Source organism: Candidatus Caldatribacterium sp. (assembly GCA_014359405.1).
GTDB classification, from domain to species: domain Bacteria; phylum Atribacterota; class Atribacteria; order Atribacterales; family Caldatribacteriaceae; genus Caldatribacterium; species Caldatribacterium oleiphilum.
Map to the genome: position 1 here is coordinate 1 of JACIZN010000023.1, position 19,190 is coordinate 19,190.

Consider the following 19,190-nt stretch of genomic DNA (forward strand, 5'->3'; position numbering starts at 1 on the left):
GCTCCCATGGAGGTTCTCTCATCTTTGAGGAAAGGGGCCAGTCCTGTCCTGGGAGCTTTCCCGGTGCTTGTTCTTGACCGGGTATCCTCGCACCTCTCCAGGTTATGGGATATCTCCCATATCCCCTGGGATAACTCACCTAAGAACAAGAGGGAGGGACTTGTGAACGAAACTCTGGAACATTACATGAAGAGAGGATTTTCAACGCTCTGGCACTGGGCCTGTAGACTCGCGAACCACGAGGCAAGAAGGAAAGACGACTTTTTCGTAAGGAAGCTCAGGATTCTCGATACGTTTGAGCAAAAGACGTACTGCCTCTTGCCCTATCCGTACTGCGTCCTTAGACGCCGTGGTCAGACGTGGTACGAGGTACTTTGCCTGTGGAATGTCATCGTATCCCACGAGGGACACATCTTTGGGAACGGAAAGATGGAGGTCGCCCAAAGCCCGAAGGGCACCCATGGCTAATATATCATTGACGGCAATAATGGCGGTTGGGGGATTTTCTTGCTCCATGAGGAGAAAGGTGGCCTGATATCCATCTTCCATGGTGGGGCCACAATGTACTATGAGACTCTCGTCGACACCGATACCAATAGCCTCAAGCGATTCTCGATAAGGGTACAAGCGGTCTAAGGCTAAGTCCGGCCTTGCTACTCCATAAATGAGTCCGATTCGCCGATGGCCCAAAGAGAAAAGGAGCTCCATGGCTTCAAAGGTAGCTTCTCGGTAATCAGCAACAATCTGGTCCACATGGTCCTCTCGAAAGTGATCGCTAATTTCCACGATTGGAAGGTGTTGCTTGCGAAGTTGTCGGAGAATCTCTTGAGCCTCTTTCGATTGTTCCACAAAGGATCCCATAAGGATAAGTCCATCAACGCGCCGATGCGAGAGATCTTCAAAGACCTCCTTCCCGTACTCTGCGTTCAAATCCATGCTCGATAAAAGTACGTGGTATCCCAGGATTCGAGCTTCTCGCCACACGCCCTCAACCGTTTCCCAAAAATGAGGGTTACGGATATCGGGAATGATAAGCCCCAAGGCTTTTGTGTTCCCCAAGCGCAGTGCCCGGGCATTGGCATCTGGTACATAACCTAACTGCCTTGCCGCCTCTAAAACCCGTCGGCGAGTCGCTTCGGAAACAGGTACCCGAGTGCTGACCAGGCCATTAATAACGTACGAGACCGTGGCTCTTGATACTCCTGCAAGACGGGCCACATCGGCCTGGGTTGGCCGTTTTACCCTTTGCATACTTCACCACTTGATTCTAAGTGCGGTTCTATCAAGTTCAAGGGTCATTGTACTCTCTCTGAGGAAAAAGTCAAACGCCTTGCTTTTTCAGGAGTTGAAAGTGTTTTTCCTAAAAGAGTTGAGGGAAAGAGTGCAGCGAAGAGAAATTGAAATTTAGGAAGAGGGTGAAGAATTCCCCAAGGCTTTGGACTACCGAGAATTTCGTGGGCTACTGCACTGGTATGCCTGTTGCCTGGGTTACTCCTTGCTCTTCCAAGGTGATATGAGTAATGAGTACTGCGAACGAAACTTGGGTTGATCTGTGCGAAAATCCCTTGCGTCCCCTTGACAGTCCTTTCCTTACTTCGTTAGAATGCCGCAAAAAGCAGGTCTTCTTGAAGCTTTTATGAAGCAAGGATTTTACTTTTTTCTTTTTGGGCTCTTTTTCCTCTTTGTTTCGTGCCAGATTCAGGAGAACTTAGAGATTGTGAATCCACCTCCGTACCTCCTCTGTGGGGCAAGGCATCAGTTCCTTGTGAGCTTCTCCCCTCGCCTTGGGCGCTTCCTTTCTTGGGATGCACGCTATGGTTTCATAGACTCAAGTGGTCTCTACCAGGCCCCGGATTTCCCTTGCCAGGAGGTGGTGGGGGTTAGGGCTTTGGGGATGAGGAGAGAGGTTACTTTCCCTGTGGTTAGAGACATGAATGGAGAGGCTACTCAAGAGGTGCCTCCTTTTGTTCCTGCATTTCGGATTCTTGTTGAGCCACCTCCTTTGGTGGCCTCGCGACAGGTGTCCTTTAGCTTTGCAGTTCGGGGAAGTTTCTCCGTTATTCTGAACGGGATTGTACTCCAGAAGGGTTTTCACAGGATGGAAGAAGAGGTTACCCTTTCCCTTCTTCTTGAAGAAGGGGAGAATTTGCTCCTTGTCCTTCTTGAGGGAAAGGAGGTCTTTCGGAAACACATTCTCTGCGATACGACGCCGCCTGAGGTTTCCCTCTCTCGAGCGGTTGCCGTACAGGATGGAGTCAGAGTTTCCGGAACCGCAACTGAAGAGGTGACACTTGAATTTGCAAAGGCTTCCAGTCGGGAATGGGCGGTTACCGTGCCCTGGCATGGGGAGAAAAGGGTCGTTTTCAAGGATCGAGCAGGTAACAGACGGGAAGAGGTTTTCTCCGTGGAGCGGGATGTTCGCCTTGAGGTTCAAGGTCCTTCACAGGCAAAGCTCGGGCAGAAGGTCTCTTTTCTCTTACAGTGCCAGTACAGGAACGTACCTCTTGAGGGAGAGGTGTGGTGTGGGGATGAGAGAATAGTCCTTGAAGAAGGAGAGGGTATGTTTTCGACGAAGTTTTGGGAGGAGGGAAAGATTCCCCTCTCCTTCTGTCTTGGGAAGAGTATAGAGACCACTGTTCTAGTGGAGGTTTGTGCTCCTTCGGTTGCTTTTCTTTCGGTGACTTCAAAGGTTCCCGAAGAGGTGGTGGCGGGAGAGCCTCTGGTGGTTGAAGGGGTTCTTGAAGATGCCGATGGGGATCCCTGTCCAAGGAGGGAGGTGCACGGCGAGATCTCCTCTGTTTCTTCTCCAGTTCTCGCACGGACGGTATCGGATGACTCTGGGAGGTGGTGCCTCACCTTTGAGGGTCTTTCAGGATTTGGAGAGCGGACGCTACGGCTTCAGAGTGGCGAAAGGGAGTGGCAAAAGGAGTTCTACCTCGTTTCCGGACGGCCGGTTTCCTTTCTTAAAGTACGACCGACCTCGAATCTGCAACTTGTGGCGGGGTGGACGGAGCCCTTCACGGTCAAGGCGTTGACTGGTGAGGGAAAACCGGTTTCGGGGGCAAAGGTGGAGTGGATGTGGAGGGGCGAGGAAGGGACGTATCCTGTTCCTCCCGGAGACCTTTCAGTAAACGAGCGGACAGGTATTTCTGGAGAGTGCTCAGGAGAGATCGCCATGCCCCGGAAGGTAGGAACATACACCCTTGAGGCTCGTCTTTCTTTTTTCGATCTTCTACCAGTCTCCTGGAAGGTTACCGTTTTACCAGCTGCACCGTATTTTTTCGAGGATCTCTCGAGCCTCCCTGCCCAGGGGAAAGTAGGAGAACCTCTCTCCTTTACGGTTCAAGTGCGGGACCTTTTCGGGAATCCCTGTCCTGGGAAAACGGTGAACGTGTACCGCAAGGTGAATGATACTCTCACAAAAGTACTCGGCGTCACAACCGATGCGGAGGGAAAGGCCTCCTTTTCCCTTGTGCCTCAGGAAGTGGGTGAGCTTGTTCTTGAGGCCTATGTGGCCCAGACGAGCCTACCCCCTTTGGCTTGGTCCATTCCAATAAGCACATGATTCCCTTTCTCCACTTTTTCCTCCCTGAGCACTGTGTTGCCTGCGGGGCGTACGTGCCCTTTCCCTCTCTTGTCCCCCTCTGCAAGGATTGCCAAGGGAAAATTGCCTTCCTTCGGGATAGGATATGCGCCCGGTGTGGACGGGTGATTCCCCACGGGAGGGTGCTCCTCTGCCACATGTGCCGGCGCGTTCCGTACCACTTTGAGTGTGCTCGAGCGGTGAGTGCATATACATCGCCAATTCGGGAGGCGATGCATGCCTTCAAGTACCGGGGTGTGGTATCCCTTGGACGGTTCTTTGGAGAGCTTCTTGTTGCGTACTGCGAGGAGTTTCCCCTCTTTAAGGAGGTGGATCTCGTTCTCCCGGTGCCTTTGCATCCTCTGCGAGAGCGGGAACGGGGGTTCAATCAAGCGCTTCTTCTTGCGAACGTTTTGGGAAAAGCATTCCACCTTCCAGTCCTTGCCCGTGGGGTGGTGCGAGTGCGACCAACTCTCCCTCAGGTGGGGCTTCGGGCACGGGACCGGTGGCAGAACGTGAAAGGGGCATTTCGGGTGGCGTCCCGGGAATCCGTCCATGGGAAGCGAATTCTCGTTGTCGATGACGTCCTTACCTCGCGGGCAACGGTTGAGAGCCTTTCTCGGGTCCTTAAAGAGGCAGAGTGTCGAAGTGTTTTCGTCCTTGCTGTGGCCTCAGGGAGATGAATTTTTATTCTTTTTCTCCGAGATTATTGACGGTTCCCCGGGGATGTGCCAGAATATTTTTGCAAAATTATTCGATGAAGGAATATTCATGAGCACGGATGAGGTCGAGCTCTTGACCCGGGTGGCCTGGCTCCACTTCATGGAGGGGGTCACGCAGCGGGAGATAGCCAAGCGCCTTGGCCTTTCCCAGCCCAAGGTGGCCCGACTCCTTGACAAGGCGCAGAAATACGGCATTGTCCGCATCTCCATTGCTTCTCCATACGCCAACTGTCTTCTCATCGAAGGAGAGCTCCGCAAACTCTTTCCTCATCTTGAGGATGTTGTGGTTGTTCCGACACCAAAGGGAGGGAATCTCTTCGAAAGCCTTGGGCGGGCAGGAGCCTGGTACCTTGAGCGGGTCCTTGAGAGTGGGGATCTCGTCGGGATTGCCTGGGGGAGAACCCTGAAATCGGTGGCTGCATCCCTTCGAGGGGTCCGGGTAAAGAATCTCAAGTTCGTGACCCTCGTTGGAGGACTGACGGCTTCAGCATCTCTCAATCCCTACACCATTGGGGAGAAGCTCGCCTCGATTTTCGAGGGAGAATGCTACTACCTCTATGCCCCGGCGGTTGTGGAGAGCGAGGAAATTCGCAACTTCTACCTGAGTGAGAGGATAAACCAGAAGACCCTGGAACTTGCCCGGAAGACTCGCTTGTCCATTGTGGGCATTGGGACTGTGGACGCCCAGCACTCCATCTACACCCTCACCGGATTCATCGACTACCACGAACTTGAGCTCATCCGGAGGAAAGGCGGGGTTGGAGATATCCTTGGTCAATTCTACGACATATGGGGAAATGTGATTGATACGCCTTTACATCGGCGGACGGTGGCTCTGCCTCTTGAGGACTTGCGCTCGATGCGGAACGTTATCGGCATTGCCGGAGGAAGGGAGAAGGTTGAGGCGATACTTGGAGCCTTACGGGGGCGGTACATCAAAATCCTCATCACCGACGAAGATACGGCCCAGCGCATTGTGGAACTCGAGAAGGGGGAGGGATAGAGGTGTCCTTTGTGACCTGCATTGGAATTCTTGTTGCCGACCTCATGGGAAGGCCCATCAACAGGTTTCCGGAAAAGGGAAAACTACTCCTTGTTCCGGAAATGGAACTCCATGTGGGGGGATGCGCCCACAATACGGCGGTGGATTTGAGAAAACTCGGGGAAGAGGTCCTGGTGGTGGGGAAGGTGGGCGATGACGATTTGGGAGATGTGGTCATCAACTCCCTGAAGCGCCATGGAGTTGATGTGCGAGGGGTCACGCGGGATTCCCGCTTCCATACCTCCGCCACCATGGTTCTTCTCGACGATCAGGGGGAACGGACTTTTCTCCACTACCCTGGGGCGAATCAGGCGCTCCGAGCCAGTGACGTGAAGGATGAGTTCCTCCAAGGAGCAAAGGTGGTGCATGTAGCGGGGAGTTTCCTCATGCCTGGTTTTGACGGTGAGGAAACCGCTAAGGTATTTGCCCGGGCAAAAGAGCTTGGGGTTTTGACCTCCCTTGATACCGCCTGGGATGATACAGGACAGTGGTTTGCCACTATTGCTCCGGTGCTTCCTCTTGTCGATATCTTCATCTCCAACCGGGATGAGGCGGCCCGGATTTCCGGAAAGAGTACCCTTGCCGATATAGCCTCCTTTTTCCTTGGGTATGGGGCGAGAGTTGTGGCCATCAAAATGGGGGAAGAGGGGAGCTTCATCATGACCAAAGAAGAGAAAATTCTCGTTCCCCCTTTCAAGGTCACCGCGGTTGATGGAACTGGAGCAGGAGATGCCTTCGCCGCGGGGTTCCTCTTTGGGTACCTCCGGGGGTGGGAGCTCTACGAGGTTGGGAGATTTGCCAATGCCTGTGGGGCGATGTGTGTAGAGAAGATGGGAGCCACAGAAGGGGTTGGGAGTTTCGAGGAAGTGCAGCGGTTCATCAAAGAGCACGAGGCGAAACTGGGATGAGACCGTACGGGGTTCAGTTCGGCGCAGGCAACATCGGACGGGGATTCATCGGGCATCTCCTTGAGGCGTCCGGGTTTTCCACCGTTTTCGTCGAGGCTAATGAGGATTTGGTCAGAAAGCTCAAAGAGCGCGGGTTCTACACCATTCGACTTCTGAAAAAGGATGGGACCTCTGAGGATGTCGTCATTCGCCACTTTGAGGTTCTCTCGGTGCAGGAAGAGGAAGCAATTGCCGAGCGCATTGCTTTTGCCACACTTCTTCTTACTGCCGTTGGTGCCCGAAACCTTCCTTCCATTGCTCCTCTTGTGGCTTTGGGAATCAAAAGACGAAGGGAGAGGAACCCTGAACCACTCAACATTTTCCTCTGCGAGAACCTCAAGGATGCTCCCCACGTTTTTAAAGGAATGGTGCAGCAGTACCTTTCCCAAGAAGAGCAAGAATTCCTTGAAGAAAAGGTTGGCTTTGTGGGAACGGTCATTGCCCGAATGGTACCGGTGGTAGGGGAACGGTTTGGTGTTCTTGACCCCCTCTGCATCGTGGCTGAAGCGTACACAAGGCTTCCCTTTGATGCAAAAGCAATCAAAGGGTCGCTTCCGCCCCTTTTCGGCTTTGAAGGAACAGAACACTTCGCGGCCGAAGAGGAACGAAAGCTCTTTTTCCATAACCTGGGACATGCGGTTCTCGCCTACCTTGGCTACCGCCTCGGGTACACCTATATCCATGAAGCCTTCGGTGACCCTCGTATTGCCCAGGTTTTTTCCGGCGCCTGGGAAGAGGTGACGGAAGCCTTTTTCCGGAAATACCCCTTCTGGGATAGGAAGGAGCACGAGGCATACCTTTTGGACCTTAAGGAGCGCTTTGCCAATCCCGCCATGATGGATACGGTCACCCGGGTGGGACGGGACCCTTTGAGGAAACTCTCCCCGGAAGACCGCCTTGTGGGTGGGGCAAGGTTTTGCCTTGCGCAGGGGGTTTTTCCAGATCATGTGGCCTTGGGGTGCGCTGCAGCGCTCCTTTACGATTGCCCTGAGGACAAGGAGGCAGTGGTCCTTCAGGAAAGAATCGCAAGGGAAGGAGTTTTGGAGGTGCTTCGGTCGGTGTGCGGTGTATCCCCAGAGGAAGAGCTGGGGAAGCGGATTCTCTTCCACTTTGACAGGCTCAAGAGAGGAGTACTATAGGGGGTGACGACAGTGGAGGTTAGAGTAGAGCCCAAAAAGGCTCAGATGGAGCCCAAAGAGAGGCTCCTTGGCATGTACCGGGATATGCTTCGGATTCGCCGTTTCGAGGAGACGGTGAGTGACCTCTTCAGCCAGGACAAAATCCGGGGGACGACGCACCTCTACATTGGGGAAGAGGCGGTGGCGGTGGGCGCGTGCTATGCCATTCGCCCTGATGACTACATCACCTCGACCCACCGGGGCCATGGGCACTGCATCGCCAAGGGTGCGCGCCTTGACCGAATGATGGCCGAGCTCTACGGGAAAATCGACGGGTACTGTAAGGGGAAGGGTGGCTCGCTCCACATTGCGGATCTCACCGCGGGGAATCTCGGGGCCAACGGTATTGTCGGTGGAGGAATTCCGATTGCCGTTGGGTCAGGTCTCACGGCAAAGTACAAGAATACCGGAAAAGTCACGGTGTGCTTTTTCGGAGACGGAGCGGCAAACACCGGAGCCTTCCACGAGGCTTTGAACCTTGCAGCAGTGTGGAAGCTCCCGGTGGTTTTCGTCTGCGAGAACAACCTCTACGCCATGTCCATGCCGGTGAAGGAGGCCTTTCCCATTCAGGACATCGCCGAGCGTGCTCAGGCGTACGGGATGCCTGGGGTGGTGGTGGACGGCATGGATGTACTCGCGGTGAAAGAGGCGGTTGAAGAGGCGGCCGAACGGGCCCGCCGGGGTGAAGGACCAACGCTCATCGAGTGCAAGACGTACCGGTACTTGGGGCATTCCAAAAACGACCCTCGAGCGTACCGGACTCGGGAAGAGGAGCAGGAGTGGAAAGCTCGGGACCCCATCAAGCGCTACAGGCAGTGGCTCCTTGAACAGGGTGTGGCTACTGAAGAGGAGCTTGAGAAAATTCACGAAGAGGTCGAAAAAGAAATTGAAGAAGCCATCGCCTTTGCCGAGCAAAGCCCCTATCCACCTCTTGAGGAAATCACAAAGGACGTTTACGTTGAGGAGGACTTTGCCGAAATCGAGCGAAGGAAGGGCACAAAGGTTGTTCGGAGCATCTCTGAGTTCGACCCAGGGAAAATGCGGGTCATCACCTATCGGGATGCGCTCAACGAAGCTCTGCGGGAGGAGATGCGCCGGGATGAGAACGTTGTCCTCATCGGCGAGGATATTGGGCTTTACGGAGGAGCCTACGGTGTCACCCGGGGTCTGTGGCAGGAGTTTGGGGGTGAGCGGGTTCGGAATACCCCGATTTCCGAGGCGGCGATTGTGGGCTGCTGCGTTGGGGCAGCGATGACCGGACTTCGCCCGGTGGGAGAAATCATGTACGTTGATTTCATGACCCTCTGCATGGACCAGCTCGTGAACCAGGGGGCGAAAATCCGGTACATGTTCGGAGGAAAGGCCCGGGTCCCCATGGTCATCCGGACTGAAGGAGGATGCGGCCGTTCTTCCGGAGCCCAGCACGCCCAAAGCCTTGAGGCCTGGTTCATCCATGTTCCGGGACTCAAGGTGGTCATGCCGGCAACACCTTTCGACGCTAAAGGCCTCCTGAAGGCGGCCATCCGTGAGGACAATCCCATTCTCTTCATCGAGCACAAGATGCTCTACAACACGAAAGGTCCGGTACCGGAAGAGGAGTACATCATCCCCATCGGAGTCGCCGATGTCAAGCGGGAAGGACGGGATGTCACCATCGTCGCGTACTCCCGAATGCTCCTTGTGGCCCTTGAGGCAGCGGAGATTCTTTCCAAAGAAGGCATTGAAGCTGAAGTCGTCGATCCGAGGACCCTTCTCCCCCTGGACATCGAGACCATTTGCCGGTCGGTGCGGAAGACGAACCGGGTCATCATTGTCTACGAAGGATGCAAGACCGGTGGAGCGGGGGCGGAGATTGCTGCGCAAATTATGGAGCACACCTTTGATTACCTCGATGCTCCGATTGTTCGTCTTGGGGCAGCCGATGCGCCGGTTCCCTGCAGCCGTTACCTCGAGGATAACTCCATTCCTCGAGTAGAAGACGTTGTGCAGGCAGCACGGGCGCTGTGCGGCAGGTAACATGGGAGGAAAAACGGCTCTGCGGCTTTCGGTAATTGTAGGTGTGGCGTTCTTCTTCCTTGCCGTGTCCATGCTCATCACCGGGGCAGTGCTGCCCCGGTGGATGGAGCTCTTTGGGCTTTCGGCTACCCGGGCGGGACGGCTTTTCTCTCTTTACTACCTTCCGTACGTGGTGACGACTTTTGTGAGTGGAGCACTCTGTGACCTTTTTGGGAAAAAGCCGATTCTCGTTGCCAGCCAGCTCTTCCTTGCCCTTGGGTTTTTCGTGGTGAGCCTTGCGGAACACTTCTCCACCATCGAGTGGGGAATATTCCTGGCAGGAATCGGTGGAGGATTCTGTGAAGCGCCCCTCACAGGGCTCCTCTCCCAGGTTTTCCCAGGGCGTGAGGGGTATGCTCTCAATCTGAGCCAGATCTCTTTTGGTCTTGGAGCAGCAGTTGGTCCCTACCTTGCGGGATTCCTCCTCGAGAAAAACGTGAGCTTCAGAGTCCTCTACTTCGTTCCCGGGGTTTTCTCGGTCCTCCTTTTCGGACTCCTTGCTCGAGAGCGGGAACTCTTTGCCTTTGGGAACAGCGAGCGATTTTCCCTCAGAAATCTCAGGCTCCTTGCTCCCTGGAAGGTTCTCCTTGGGGCAAGTTTTCTCGCCATTTTCCTCTACGTGGGAGCAGAAATCGGTTCTTCTGCCTGGATGAGCACCTACTTTGTTCGAGAGCTCAAGCAAGGGCTTTACCTTGGTGGGGCGGCCATGGGAATCTTCTGGGGAATGATGACCGTTGGGAGGCTCATCTTTGGGATTCTTACCCGGCGCATTTCTTACCTTGCGCTTCTTCGGGTCGCTGCGGTTTTGAGCTTCCTTGCCCTCCTTGGCCTTACGATTACCCGGCAGGTTCCCCTTGCACTTTCTGCCCTCCTTGTCCTTGGTTTTGGGTTTGCTCCCATTTGGCCCCTTATCGTCGCCTGGGTGGCCAAGCACATTAATGAGCTCCAGGCCACAGCCATCGGCCTTACGGTGGCCTCTGGGGGACTCGGAGCCCTCTTCTTCCCCTGGTTCATGGGGGTGGTGGCGGATAGCTTTGGCCTGCGCTGGGTTTTCCTTGTTGCCCTGGTGCTTGTGGCAGGGCTTTTCTTGATGACGCAGAGTCGATTCTTCCGGGGGGATGGTCGTGGCGCTTCTTGGCATTGACGTGGGCACCGGTGGATGTAAGGTTGTGGCCTTTCGAGAGAATGGGGAGGTCCTTGCCTCTGCTTTCCGGGAATACCCTTTCCTGACGCCAAGGCCCGGGTGGCTCGAGATTGGCCCCGAGCAAATCTGGCAGGCGGTGTGCGGGGCACTCAGAGAAGTGGCACGGGAAACCCCTGAGCCGATTGCCTCTCTGGCCGTGACTTCCCACGGAGAGACCCTTGTGCCTCTTGGATTTCATGGAGAACCACTCCACCTTGCCATTGCCAACTTCGATACCCGGGCCAACGGGTACGTGGAATTCTTCAGAGAACGCTTCGACCCCTTTACCCTCTTTGCAATCACCGGCATGCCCTTGCATGGGATGTACACGGTGAATAAAATTCTCTGGCTCCGGGACCACAGGCGAGAAGTCTTCGAAAAGGCGTGGAAATTCTCCTGTGTGGCGGATTTCGTGATTTCTCGCCTCACCGGGGAAGAGCCTGTTATGGACTACTCCCTCGCCTCCCGAACCATGATGTTCGATGTGCGGAAGAGAACCTGGGCCGAAGAAGTCCTCAGCGCGGTATCCCTTGAGAGGGAAAGGCTTCCTCAGGTCCTTCCTGCAGGGTCTTTGGTGGGATACCTCAGGGAAGACCTTGCGCAAGACCTTGGGATAAAGGGGAAAATTCCGGTGGCCACCGGAGGGCATGACCAGCCCTGCGGGGTTTTGGGATGCGGCGTGCGCAAGCGCGGTGAGGCCATGTACGGCATTGGGACCTCTGAATGTGTGGCGCTCAATATTGGCTCTGAGCCCTTTCTTACCCGGGAGATGATGGAGCATGGGTTCTGCTGCTATCCCCATGTGGGAGAAAATGAGTACATCACCTTGGCGTACATTGCTTCCGGGGGGTCTGTTGTGCGCTGGTTTCGGGATGCCATTGCGCCTGACGTGAAGGAGAAAGCCGAGGATCCGTACCGGGCCCTTTTTGCAAAACTTCCGCCGCATCCGGTTTCGATTTTCGTTCTGCCTCACTTCGCAGGTTCTGGGACTCCTTACCTCGATGAGCATTCTCGAGGGGCGATTGTAGGCCTTACCCTGGCGGCTTCCCGCTGGGATATCTTCCGGGCAATTCTTGAGAGCCTCACCTACGAGATGCGGTTGAACCTTGACCTTTTCGCTTCCTTCGGCCTTCCGGTTCTTGACCTTCGGGCTATCGGTGGAGGGGCAAGATCTCCGGAGTGGCTGAGGATAAAAGCGGATATTCTCGGTAAACCCCTCCTTCTTCCCGAGACCGAAGAGGCTGTGGCCCTGGGGACGGCGATTCTTGCCGGAAAGGCAAGTGGGGTTTTCACAAGCACCCAGGAGGGCATTGCGGCAATGGTTCGCTTCCGGGGCGAGATTCGTCCCTCGCCTCAGGGGGCCGTATATGAGGAGTACTACAGGGTGTACCGGAAGTTGTACAATGCTTTGTGGGAAATCCATCACCTTGTGAGCGCCTTGGAGAGAAAGGGGGAGAATCATGAAGAGTAAAGGATTTGCCACGGGAATCTGGGTTTTTGGAGGGTGTCCGGACCGCTTCTGTCCCCGAGGGTACAAGGAGGACGTGCCTCTTGAGAAAGCCCTCGATGCCATCGCTGCGGTTGAGGACCTCAAGGGTGTCATCATGCACTACCCAAATCCAATCAACGAGGAGAGCGCAGAACGCATCAAGAGAGAGCTCAGCGCCCGGGGTCTTTCCCTTGCTTCCTGTGATGTGGACCTTTTTGGGGATCCGATGTTTGCCTTGGGAGGTCTCATGTCTGAAGATGAGAAGGTGCGCAGGCGGGCCATTGAGCTCTCCAAGAAAGCCATGGATATGGCCGAGTACTTTGGGGCTGATGTCATGAACCTCTGGCCAGGACAGGACGGCTTTGACTATCCTTTCCAGATTGACTACCGGGCTCAGTGGAACCTCCTCATCGAGGCACTGCGGGAAATCGCAAGCCACAACCCCCGGGTGAAGTTGAGCTTAGAGTACAAACTTCGGGAGCCCCGGACGCACTCGACCATCGCCACCTCTGGTCTTGCTCTCTTTCTTGCCCGGGAAGTGGGTCTCCCCAATGTAGGTGTAACCATTGACCTTGGGCACTCCTTCAACTGCAAGGAGTCTCCGGGAAATGTGGTGGCTCTCCTTGACCGTTTCGGGAAACTCTTTGCGCTCCACTTAAACGACAACTTCCGGGATTGGGACGATGACATGGCAGTAGGGACGGTGCACTTCTTCGAGACCCTCGAATTCCTCTACTACCTCTTCCACTCGAACTACGAAGGGTGGCTTGGCCTTGACATCTTCCCGTACCGGGAGAACCCATCCCTTGCCTGCACAGTGAGCATCGAGAACATCAAGATGATGCTCGGCGTGGTGGAAAAGATTGACGTGGCAGCCCTTCGGGAGTACCAGAAGAGAGCCGATGCCTTGGGTGCTTTCCGATACATTCGAAGCCTCCTCTGAGGAGGGAGAAGCGTGAGTTACCTCGGAATTGATGTCGGGACCACAGGGTGCAAAGTCATCGCCTTTGACGAAAGGGGGAACATCCTTGCCCAGGCTTATGCAGAGTATCCCCTCCACCATCCAAAGAACGGGTGGAGTGAACTCGATGCCGAAGAAGTTTACGAAAAGGTTGTGGCCTGCTTGCGGAAGGTCACAGAGAGCATCCGCCACGACCCTCCGGTGAGCCTTGCCATCTCTTCCCAGGGGGAGGCGGTTGTTCCCGTTGACGAAAAAGGTAAAGCCCTTGCCCGAAGCATCGTCACCTTTGATGAGCGGGGGGACGAGTTCGTCCCCCTCTTCGAGGAAAAGCTTGGGAGAGAGCGCTTTTTCGCCATTACTGGAATGACCCTCTCAGGAATAGGAACGGTGAACAAGATCCTCTGGTGGAAGAAGTACGCCCCGGAGGTTTTCGAGAACGCGCGCTACTTCCTCTGCTTTGAGGATTTCCTCATCTTTCGTTTTGGTCTTCCTCCGGCGATAAGCTTTCCCCTTGCCTCCCGGACCATGATGTTTGACGTGGAGAAAGGCACCTGGTCCGAGGAGATTCTGAACATTGCAGGCATTGAGCCGGAACGCTTAGCGCAGCCCTACCTTTCTGGGACTCCTATTGGCGAGGTGTCCCGCAAGTTTGCCGAAGACCTGGGGTGGGAGAAGCCCGTCCTTGTGGCGACAGGAGGGCACGACCAGCCCTGTGGAGCCTTAGGGGCGGGGGTCATCCGAGAGGGCCTTGCCATGGACGCCACGGGAACGGTGGAATGCATCGCTCCGGCCATTCCTCATTTTGTCAAGAGCAGGACCATGTGGGAGAACAACCTCTGCTCGTACCACCATGCCTTTCCTGGTCTCTACACGACTCTCGTGTACAACTTCACCGGTGGGGTGATTTTGCGCTGGTTCCGGGATCAATTCGGAGAAAAGGAGAAGGAGATGGCGGCGCAATTGGGGAAAGACGCTTATGAGCTCCTCCTTGAAGGGCTTCCGGAGGAACCTACAGACCTTCTTGTCCTTCCCCATTTCACCATGACCGGAACACCCTACTTTGACAGCCACTCCATGGGTATGGTGGTGGGCTTGAGTCTCAGGACAACGAAAAAGGAGTTCATCAAGGCACTCCTTGAGGGTGTGAGCTACGAAATGAAGCTCAACCTGTCCCTTCTTGCCGAGGCAGGAATTGAAGTTGCGCGCCTTCGGGCCATTGGGGGAGGGGCAAAAAGCCCGGTGTGGCTCAGGCTCAAAGCGGATATCTACGGCGTGCCTGTGGAGACTCTCTCGGTTTCTGAAGCAGCTTGTTTTGGTGCAGCCCTCCTTGGGCGGAAGGCAAAGGAAGGAATCGGAGATTTCGCCGCTCTCATCGATGACCTTGTGAGAGTCCAGAGGGTATACGAGCCGAATCCCGAAAGAGCGAAAGTGTACGAAGAGCGTTTCGCCATGTACCGGCGTTTGTACCCGGCGTTGAAAAACGTTATTCTGGGGGGCAAGAGCCTATGAAAGCCGCGGTTTTCCTTGGCCCAGGAAGTATTGAAATCCAGGATGTTCCAGAACCCCAGGTAGGTCCTGGGGAAGTGCTCCTTCGAGTCCATGCCTGCGCCATCTGCGGAACGGATGTGCGTATTTTCCAGTTCGGCCATCCCCACGTGCGACCCCCGCAGATTACAGGACATGAAATCGCCGGAGAAATTGTGGCCGTTGGGGAAGGGGTCGAAGGGTACAAAGTGGGAGATAAGGTAGCGGTAATCACCGTCATTTCCTGTGGGCGGTGTCGGTACTGCCGTCGGGGTCTGCAGAACCTCTGTCCGGAGCAGCGCTACATCGGGTACCACTATCCCGGAGGTTTTGCCGAGTACATGAAGATGCCCCGGGAAGGAGTTGTTCGAGGGAATCTCCTTGTCCTTCCGCCCGATATGGACCTTCTCGAGGCAAGCCTCATTGAGCCTCTCTCGTGCGTCATCAACGGCCAGTCGTACCTCCACATCGGCCTTGGGGAAACGGTCCTTGTGATTGGGGCGGGACCCATTGGGTGCATGCATGTTGCCATGGCCCGCAACCACGGCGCGGGAAAAATCATCCTTGCCGATATCTCCGATGAGCGCCTGGAACTTGCTCAAAGAATAGGGGCTGATGTGTACATCAATCCCCAGAAGGAAGACCTCAAAGAGCGTGTCCTTGAGCTCACCGATGGCCTTGGGGTTGATGTGGTGGTGGTAGCTGCCTCTTCCGGGAGCGCCCAGGAACAGGCCCTGGAACTTGTGGCCCCTCAAGGGCGTATCAGTCTCTTTGGAGGATTGCCAAAGGATAAGCCAACCATAACGTTCAACAGCAATATCGTCCACTACAAGGAAATCGGGGTCTTTGGGGTTTTCGCTTCCCATGCCTCTCAGTATGAAGAGGCGGCTCGGCTCATCCATGCTCGAAGGGTGCCCGTCCGGGACCTTATCACCCATGTGCTGCCCCTTGAGAGTTTGGTGGAGGGTATTGAACTTGTGAGGAGCGGAAAGGCGTTGAAGGCTGTGATTTCTCTGGTGAGGTGAGGGACTGTGCATCCGCAGCCGTTGCAGGACAAAATCGCCATTGTGACGGGAGCGGCCTCTGGTATCGGGAAGGGCATCGCAGTGCGCTTTGCCCAGGAAGGGGCTCACGTTGCCTGTTGCGACGTGAACCTCGAGGGCGCAGAAAAGACCGCCCAGGAAATCCAGGCTCTGGGTCGGGAGTCCATGGCCATTAAGGTGGACGTTACAAAAAGCGACGAAGTAGCTGAAATGGCCCGTCGGGTGTACGAGCGGTGGGGGAGAATCGATATCCTCGTGAATTCGGCGGGAATCATCCGTGCCCACTTCATCACCGATGTTCCCGAAGAGGTCTGGGATGCCATTATCAATGTGAACCTTAAAGGGACTTTCCTCTGCATCCGGGAAGTGGCCAAGTACATGGTCCAGCAGAAAAGCGGTAAAATCATCAACATCAGCTCGAAATCTGGAAAGCGCGGCGGGCTTTGGCTTGCTGCCTACTCGGCATCGAAATTTGGGGTCATTGGACTCACCCAGAGCGCGGCCATGGACCTTGCCCCGTACAAAATCAACGTGAACGCCATCTGTCCCGGGAACGTCTTTGCCACCCCCATGTGGGACCTCCTCGACAAGGAATACTCAAAGAAACTCGGTGTTCCTCCTGAGCAGGTACGGAAAATCTACGTTGAAAAGGTCCCCCTGGGGAGAGAATGCACCATTGAAGACGTGGCCAACGTTGCAGTCTTCTTGGCCTCATCGTATTCTGACTACATGACGGGGCAGGCCATAAACGTCACCGGTGGGCAGGAAGTGCACTGAATGGCAACCATTGGACTTGTGGTCAATCCGGTGGCTGGAAAGGATATCCGCCGCCTCGTGGCGTGGGGAATGGTTTCGGGGAACCGGGAAAAGGTCAACATCCTTATCCGGTTCCTCCGGGGTTTTCTTGGGGTAACAGAGGGGAGTTTCCGCATCGTCTACATGCCCGATCCGTACGATCTTGTGGAAGTCGCCCTGAGGGAGACCGCCTTTCCGGGTCGGCTCTCCTTCGAAGAAGCCCCCACGCCCTCTTTTGGGGATGCCTCAGACACACTCCGGTTCACCGAATGGGCGGTTGAGGAAGCAAAAGTATCTGTTCTTGTAACCCTTGGGGGTGATGGAACAAACCGCATCGTGGCAAAAAAGAGTGGAGATGTTCCCCTCTTTGCCCTCTCCTGTGGGACGAACAACGTCTTTGCCGAGACTCTGGAACCTACCCTTGCCGGGATGGCTTTGGGGTTTTTCCTCGAAGGTCGGGTCGCTCAAGGCGAGGTTCTCAGGCGGTGCAAGGTGCTCCGTTGCTTTTCGGAAACCCGCGAGGATATTGCCCTCGTGGACATTGTGCTTGTGACTAAGAGTATCCTTGGGACAAGAGCTGTCTGGGAGCCGGAATCGGTTCGCTTCGTCGCCGTAACTCAGAGTAGTCCGGTGAATATAGGTCTCAGTGCGGTGATAGGACGCATCCTTCCCATCTCCCCCGAGGAAAAACAGGGAGCGTGCGCCTGGATTGGAGAGGGAGGAAGACCTGTTCTTGCCCCCCTTGCTCCAGGACTCGTGCAGAGGGTGGGAGTCACCGATTTTCGAATTCTTACAGTAGGTGAGAGTGTGCGCATGCCCGAGGGGCCTGGAGCGATTGCCCTTGATGGGGAGCGAGAGATCCTTGTGCGTCCGGGAGAAAAATGGTGGGTTCGCCTGGAAGACCAGGGTCCAGTTCGGGCGAATATGGTTCGGATTCTTGAGCTCTCTCAAGAAAGGAGTGGATGGTGTGGCGAAAGAGGTTATTATGCCGAAGCTTGGTCTCACCATGGAAGAAGGGGTCATCAATAAATGGCTTGTTCGAGAAGGAGACCGGGTGGAGAAAGGAGACCCCCTCTTTGAAGTGGCTACCGACAAGGTGAACATGGAGGTAGAGTCCCCAGCTTCCGGAGTGGTCCTCAAGATTCTCTACCCAGAGGGAGCCACCGTCCCCATTACCGAGGTCGTCGCCTACATCGGGGAGGAAGGGGAAGAGGTTCCAACTCCTGAAAAGAAGGCTCCGACTGTAGCCGAGGTCCAGGGAAAACCCCAGGAAGAGGTGAGCGTTCCTTCCCGGGAAGAGGCAGTGGCAGAGGAGCGCATCAAGGCTTCGCCCCTTGCCCGAAGGCTGGCAAAGGAGTACGGTATTGACCTTGCGACCATTAAAGGGACTGGGCCTGGGGGTCGCATCGTCAAGGAGGATGTGGAACGGGCACGGCAAGCTCTTGAGGAAGAACGCAAGAAGGTCCCGGTTGCCGAGAGGGTAGAGGAAGTTGCGGCCATGAAAGAAGCTCCAGGTAGGGTTGTGCCTCTTTCCCGAATGCGGCGTATCATTGCCGAACGAATGAGCGAAAGTGTACGGACGAAACCGCACTTTTTCATCTTCCAGGAAGTCCTTGCCGAAGAACTCGTGCGAATGCGGGAGCGCCTCCTTCCCCTTATCGAGAAACAGACAGGACTCCGGGTCTCCTACACCGATATCCTGGTCAAGATGGTAGCCAAAGCCTTGGAGCGGTACCCGATTCTCAACGCCTCTTTCTCCGAAGAGGGCATTATTTTCCACGAGGACATCAATATCGGTGTTGCGGTTGCCTTAGAAGATGGGCTCATCGTCCCTGTCATCAAGGAAGTGCAGAAGAAGAGCATCGCCCAGATTACCGTTGAACTCCATGACCTTGCCGAGCGAGCCAAAAGCGGGAAGCTCACCCCTGAAGAAATCTCCGGGGGCACCTTCACCATCTCGAACCTCGGCATGTTCGGTGTTGATGCCTTCACGGCTATTATTAACCCTCCCGAGTCGGCAATCCTTGCCTGTGGAGCCATTAAGAAACGCCCGGTCTTTGACGGGAAGGACATTGTACCCCTTTCCGTTATGGAGCTCACTTTATCCTGTGACCACCGCCTCATCGACGGAGCCCAGGCAGCGCAGTTCATGCAGTTTTTGAAAACCCTTCTTGAGGAACCTTTTGCTCTCATGGTGTAGGAATTTCTCGGGAATGCCCCAACCCCTTTCGGGTCTTTTCTTGTAAAACGCGAAAGGGGTTGGGGCAATGTCAAGGAGAATACGCAGAGTCGTTCTCTCCTTTACCCTCTTTGGATTCCTCTCTGCTTTCGCTTTTGCCCTTGAAGTGGGGGATCCCATTCCTTCCTTTACCGTCACCTCTCCTCGTGGGGAAACCCTGAGTTCCCTTGACCTTTTGGGGAGGTTAAGCGTTGTATTTTACGATACCCGCCACACGGCATCCTGGAATACCGACCTCAAGTACGCTATCGAGGACTTCCGCCAAGCCCACCTTCCGCTCCTTGAAAGCCTCCAGGTGGTTCAGATTATCGATGCCTCAAGCGCCAACGCCTTTACCCGTGCCATTTGGAAGCGAAAGCTCAAAGAGAATGCCCGGAAGTATAAAGTAACCATTTACGCCGACTGGAGCGGCGCAATGCGCCGTGATTT

General features: G+C 55.2%; 16 protein-coding genes. 15 read left to right on the top strand and 1 reads right to left on the bottom strand.

Translation table 11 applies throughout. The features are described 5' to 3' along the window. Nucleotides 1-201: 201 nt before the first annotated feature. Nucleotides 202-1,251: a LacI family DNA-binding transcriptional regulator gene (locus H5U36_02980; GenBank protein MBC7217136.1), complete on the bottom strand. Its 1,050-nt coding sequence runs from the start codon at nt 1,249-1,251 to the stop codon at nt 202-204. A 385-nt stretch (nt 1,252-1,636) separates the two neighbouring features. Here H5U36_02980 and H5U36_02985 point away from each other — a divergent pair, with 385 nt between their 5' ends. The 15 genes from H5U36_02985 to H5U36_03055 form a co-directional block, all read left to right on the top strand. Further along, nucleotides 1,637-3,565, top strand: coding sequence for a hypothetical protein (locus H5U36_02985; GenBank protein ID MBC7217137.1), 1,929 nt, complete (start codon nt 1,637-1,639; stop codon nt 3,563-3,565). Continuing rightward, nucleotides 3,562-4,266, top strand: a complete 705-nt coding sequence (locus H5U36_02990; GenBank protein MBC7217138.1) for a ComF family protein — start codon at nt 3,562-3,564, stop codon at nt 4,264-4,266. Before H5U36_02985 ends, H5U36_02990 begins: the two co-directional genes overlap by 4 nt. Nucleotides 4,267-4,354: 88 nt before the next feature. Further along, nucleotides 4,355-5,308 (top strand): sugar-binding transcriptional regulator, encoded by a 954-nt coding sequence (locus H5U36_02995; GenBank protein ID MBC7217139.1) that lies wholly within the window; start codon nt 4,355-4,357, stop codon nt 5,306-5,308. Nucleotides 5,309-5,310: 2 nt separating this feature from the next. Next, the gene (locus H5U36_03000; GenBank protein ID MBC7217140.1) at nt 5,311-6,255 is read left to right on the top strand and encodes a carbohydrate kinase family protein; all 945 of its coding nucleotides are present in this window, start codon (nt 5,311-5,313) and stop codon (nt 6,253-6,255) included. Then, nucleotides 6,252-7,433 (top strand): mannitol-1-phosphate 5-dehydrogenase, encoded by a 1,182-nt coding sequence (locus tag H5U36_03005; GenBank protein MBC7217141.1) that lies wholly within the window; start codon nt 6,252-6,254, stop codon nt 7,431-7,433. Before H5U36_03000 ends, H5U36_03005 begins: the two co-directional genes overlap by 4 nt. 45 nt (nt 7,434-7,478) lie before the next feature. Beyond that, the gene (pdhA, locus tag H5U36_03010; protein ID MBC7217142.1) at nt 7,479-9,488 is read left to right on the top strand and encodes a pyruvate dehydrogenase (acetyl-transferring) E1 component subunit alpha; all 2,010 of its coding nucleotides are present in this window, start codon (nt 7,479-7,481) and stop codon (nt 9,486-9,488) included. 1 nt (nt 9,489) lies between these two features. Continuing rightward, on the top strand, nt 9,490-10,671 hold the full coding sequence (locus tag H5U36_03015; GenBank protein MBC7217143.1) for an MFS transporter: 1,182 nt from the start codon (nt 9,490-9,492) through the stop codon (nt 10,669-10,671). Beyond that, nucleotides 10,652-12,181: a hypothetical protein gene (locus H5U36_03020; GenBank protein MBC7217144.1), complete on the top strand. Its 1,530-nt coding sequence runs from the start codon at nt 10,652-10,654 to the stop codon at nt 12,179-12,181. Before H5U36_03015 ends, H5U36_03020 begins: the two co-directional genes overlap by 20 nt. Further along, on the top strand, nt 12,171-13,142 hold the full coding sequence (locus H5U36_03025) for a TIM barrel protein (GenBank protein ID MBC7217145.1): 972 nt from the start codon (nt 12,171-12,173) through the stop codon (nt 13,140-13,142). The genes H5U36_03020 and H5U36_03025 overlap by 11 nt, the downstream gene beginning before the upstream one ends. Nucleotides 13,143-13,154: 12 nt before the next feature. Beyond that, nucleotides 13,155-14,669 carry a hypothetical protein gene (locus tag H5U36_03030; GenBank protein ID MBC7217146.1) on the top strand — a complete coding sequence of 505 codons (1,515 nt, stop codon included), beginning with the start codon at nt 13,155-13,157 and terminating at the stop codon, nt 14,667-14,669. Continuing rightward, nucleotides 14,666-15,709, top strand: a complete 1,044-nt coding sequence (locus tag H5U36_03035; GenBank protein MBC7217147.1) for an alcohol dehydrogenase catalytic domain-containing protein — start codon at nt 14,666-14,668, stop codon at nt 15,707-15,709. The genes H5U36_03030 and H5U36_03035 overlap by 4 nt, the downstream gene beginning before the upstream one ends. A gap of 6 nt (nt 15,710-15,715) precedes the next feature. Then, the gene (gene srlD / locus H5U36_03040) at nt 15,716-16,504 is read left to right on the top strand and encodes a sorbitol-6-phosphate dehydrogenase (protein ID MBC7217148.1); all 789 of its coding nucleotides are present in this window, start codon (nt 15,716-15,718) and stop codon (nt 16,502-16,504) included. Next, complete coding sequence (locus tag H5U36_03045) at nt 16,505-17,551, top strand: NAD(+)/NADH kinase (protein MBC7217149.1); 1,047 nt, start codon at nt 16,505-16,507, stop codon at nt 17,549-17,551. Further along, nucleotides 17,490-18,722, top strand: coding sequence for a 2-oxo acid dehydrogenase subunit E2 (locus tag H5U36_03050; protein MBC7217150.1), 1,233 nt, complete (start codon nt 17,490-17,492; stop codon nt 18,720-18,722). The genes H5U36_03045 and H5U36_03050 overlap by 62 nt, the downstream gene beginning before the upstream one ends. A 67-nt stretch (nt 18,723-18,789) precedes the next feature. After that, nucleotides 18,790-19,190 (top strand): hypothetical protein (locus H5U36_03055; GenBank protein MBC7217151.1); only part of this gene is annotated, 401 nt, incomplete at its 3' end.

Coding starts and splice junctions, on each gene's coding strand:
- H5U36_03035 (MBC7217147.1), top strand. CDS start 14,666: ATGAAAGCCGCGGTTTTCCTTGGCCCAGGAAGTATTGAAATCCAGGAT.
- H5U36_02980 (MBC7217136.1), bottom strand. CDS start 1,251: ATGCAAAGGGTAAAACGGCCAACCCAGGCCGATGTGGCCCGTCTTGCA.
- H5U36_03045 (MBC7217149.1), top strand. CDS start 16,505: ATGGCAACCATTGGACTTGTGGTCAATCCGGTGGCTGGAAAGGATATC.
- H5U36_02985 (MBC7217137.1), top strand. CDS start 1,637: ATGAAGCAAGGATTTTACTTTTTTCTTTTTGGGCTCTTTTTCCTCTTT.
- pdhA (MBC7217142.1), top strand. CDS start 7,479: ATGGAGCCCAAAGAGAGGCTCCTTGGCATGTACCGGGATATGCTTCGG.
- H5U36_02995 (MBC7217139.1), top strand. CDS start 4,355: ATGAGCACGGATGAGGTCGAGCTCTTGACCCGGGTGGCCTGGCTCCAC.
- H5U36_02990 (MBC7217138.1), top strand. CDS start 3,562: ATGATTCCCTTTCTCCACTTTTTCCTCCCTGAGCACTGTGTTGCCTGC.
- H5U36_03025 (MBC7217145.1), top strand. CDS start 12,171: ATGAAGAGTAAAGGATTTGCCACGGGAATCTGGGTTTTTGGAGGGTGT.
- H5U36_03015 (MBC7217143.1), top strand. CDS start 9,490: ATGGGAGGAAAAACGGCTCTGCGGCTTTCGGTAATTGTAGGTGTGGCG.
- H5U36_03005 (MBC7217141.1), top strand. CDS start 6,252: ATGAGACCGTACGGGGTTCAGTTCGGCGCAGGCAACATCGGACGGGGA.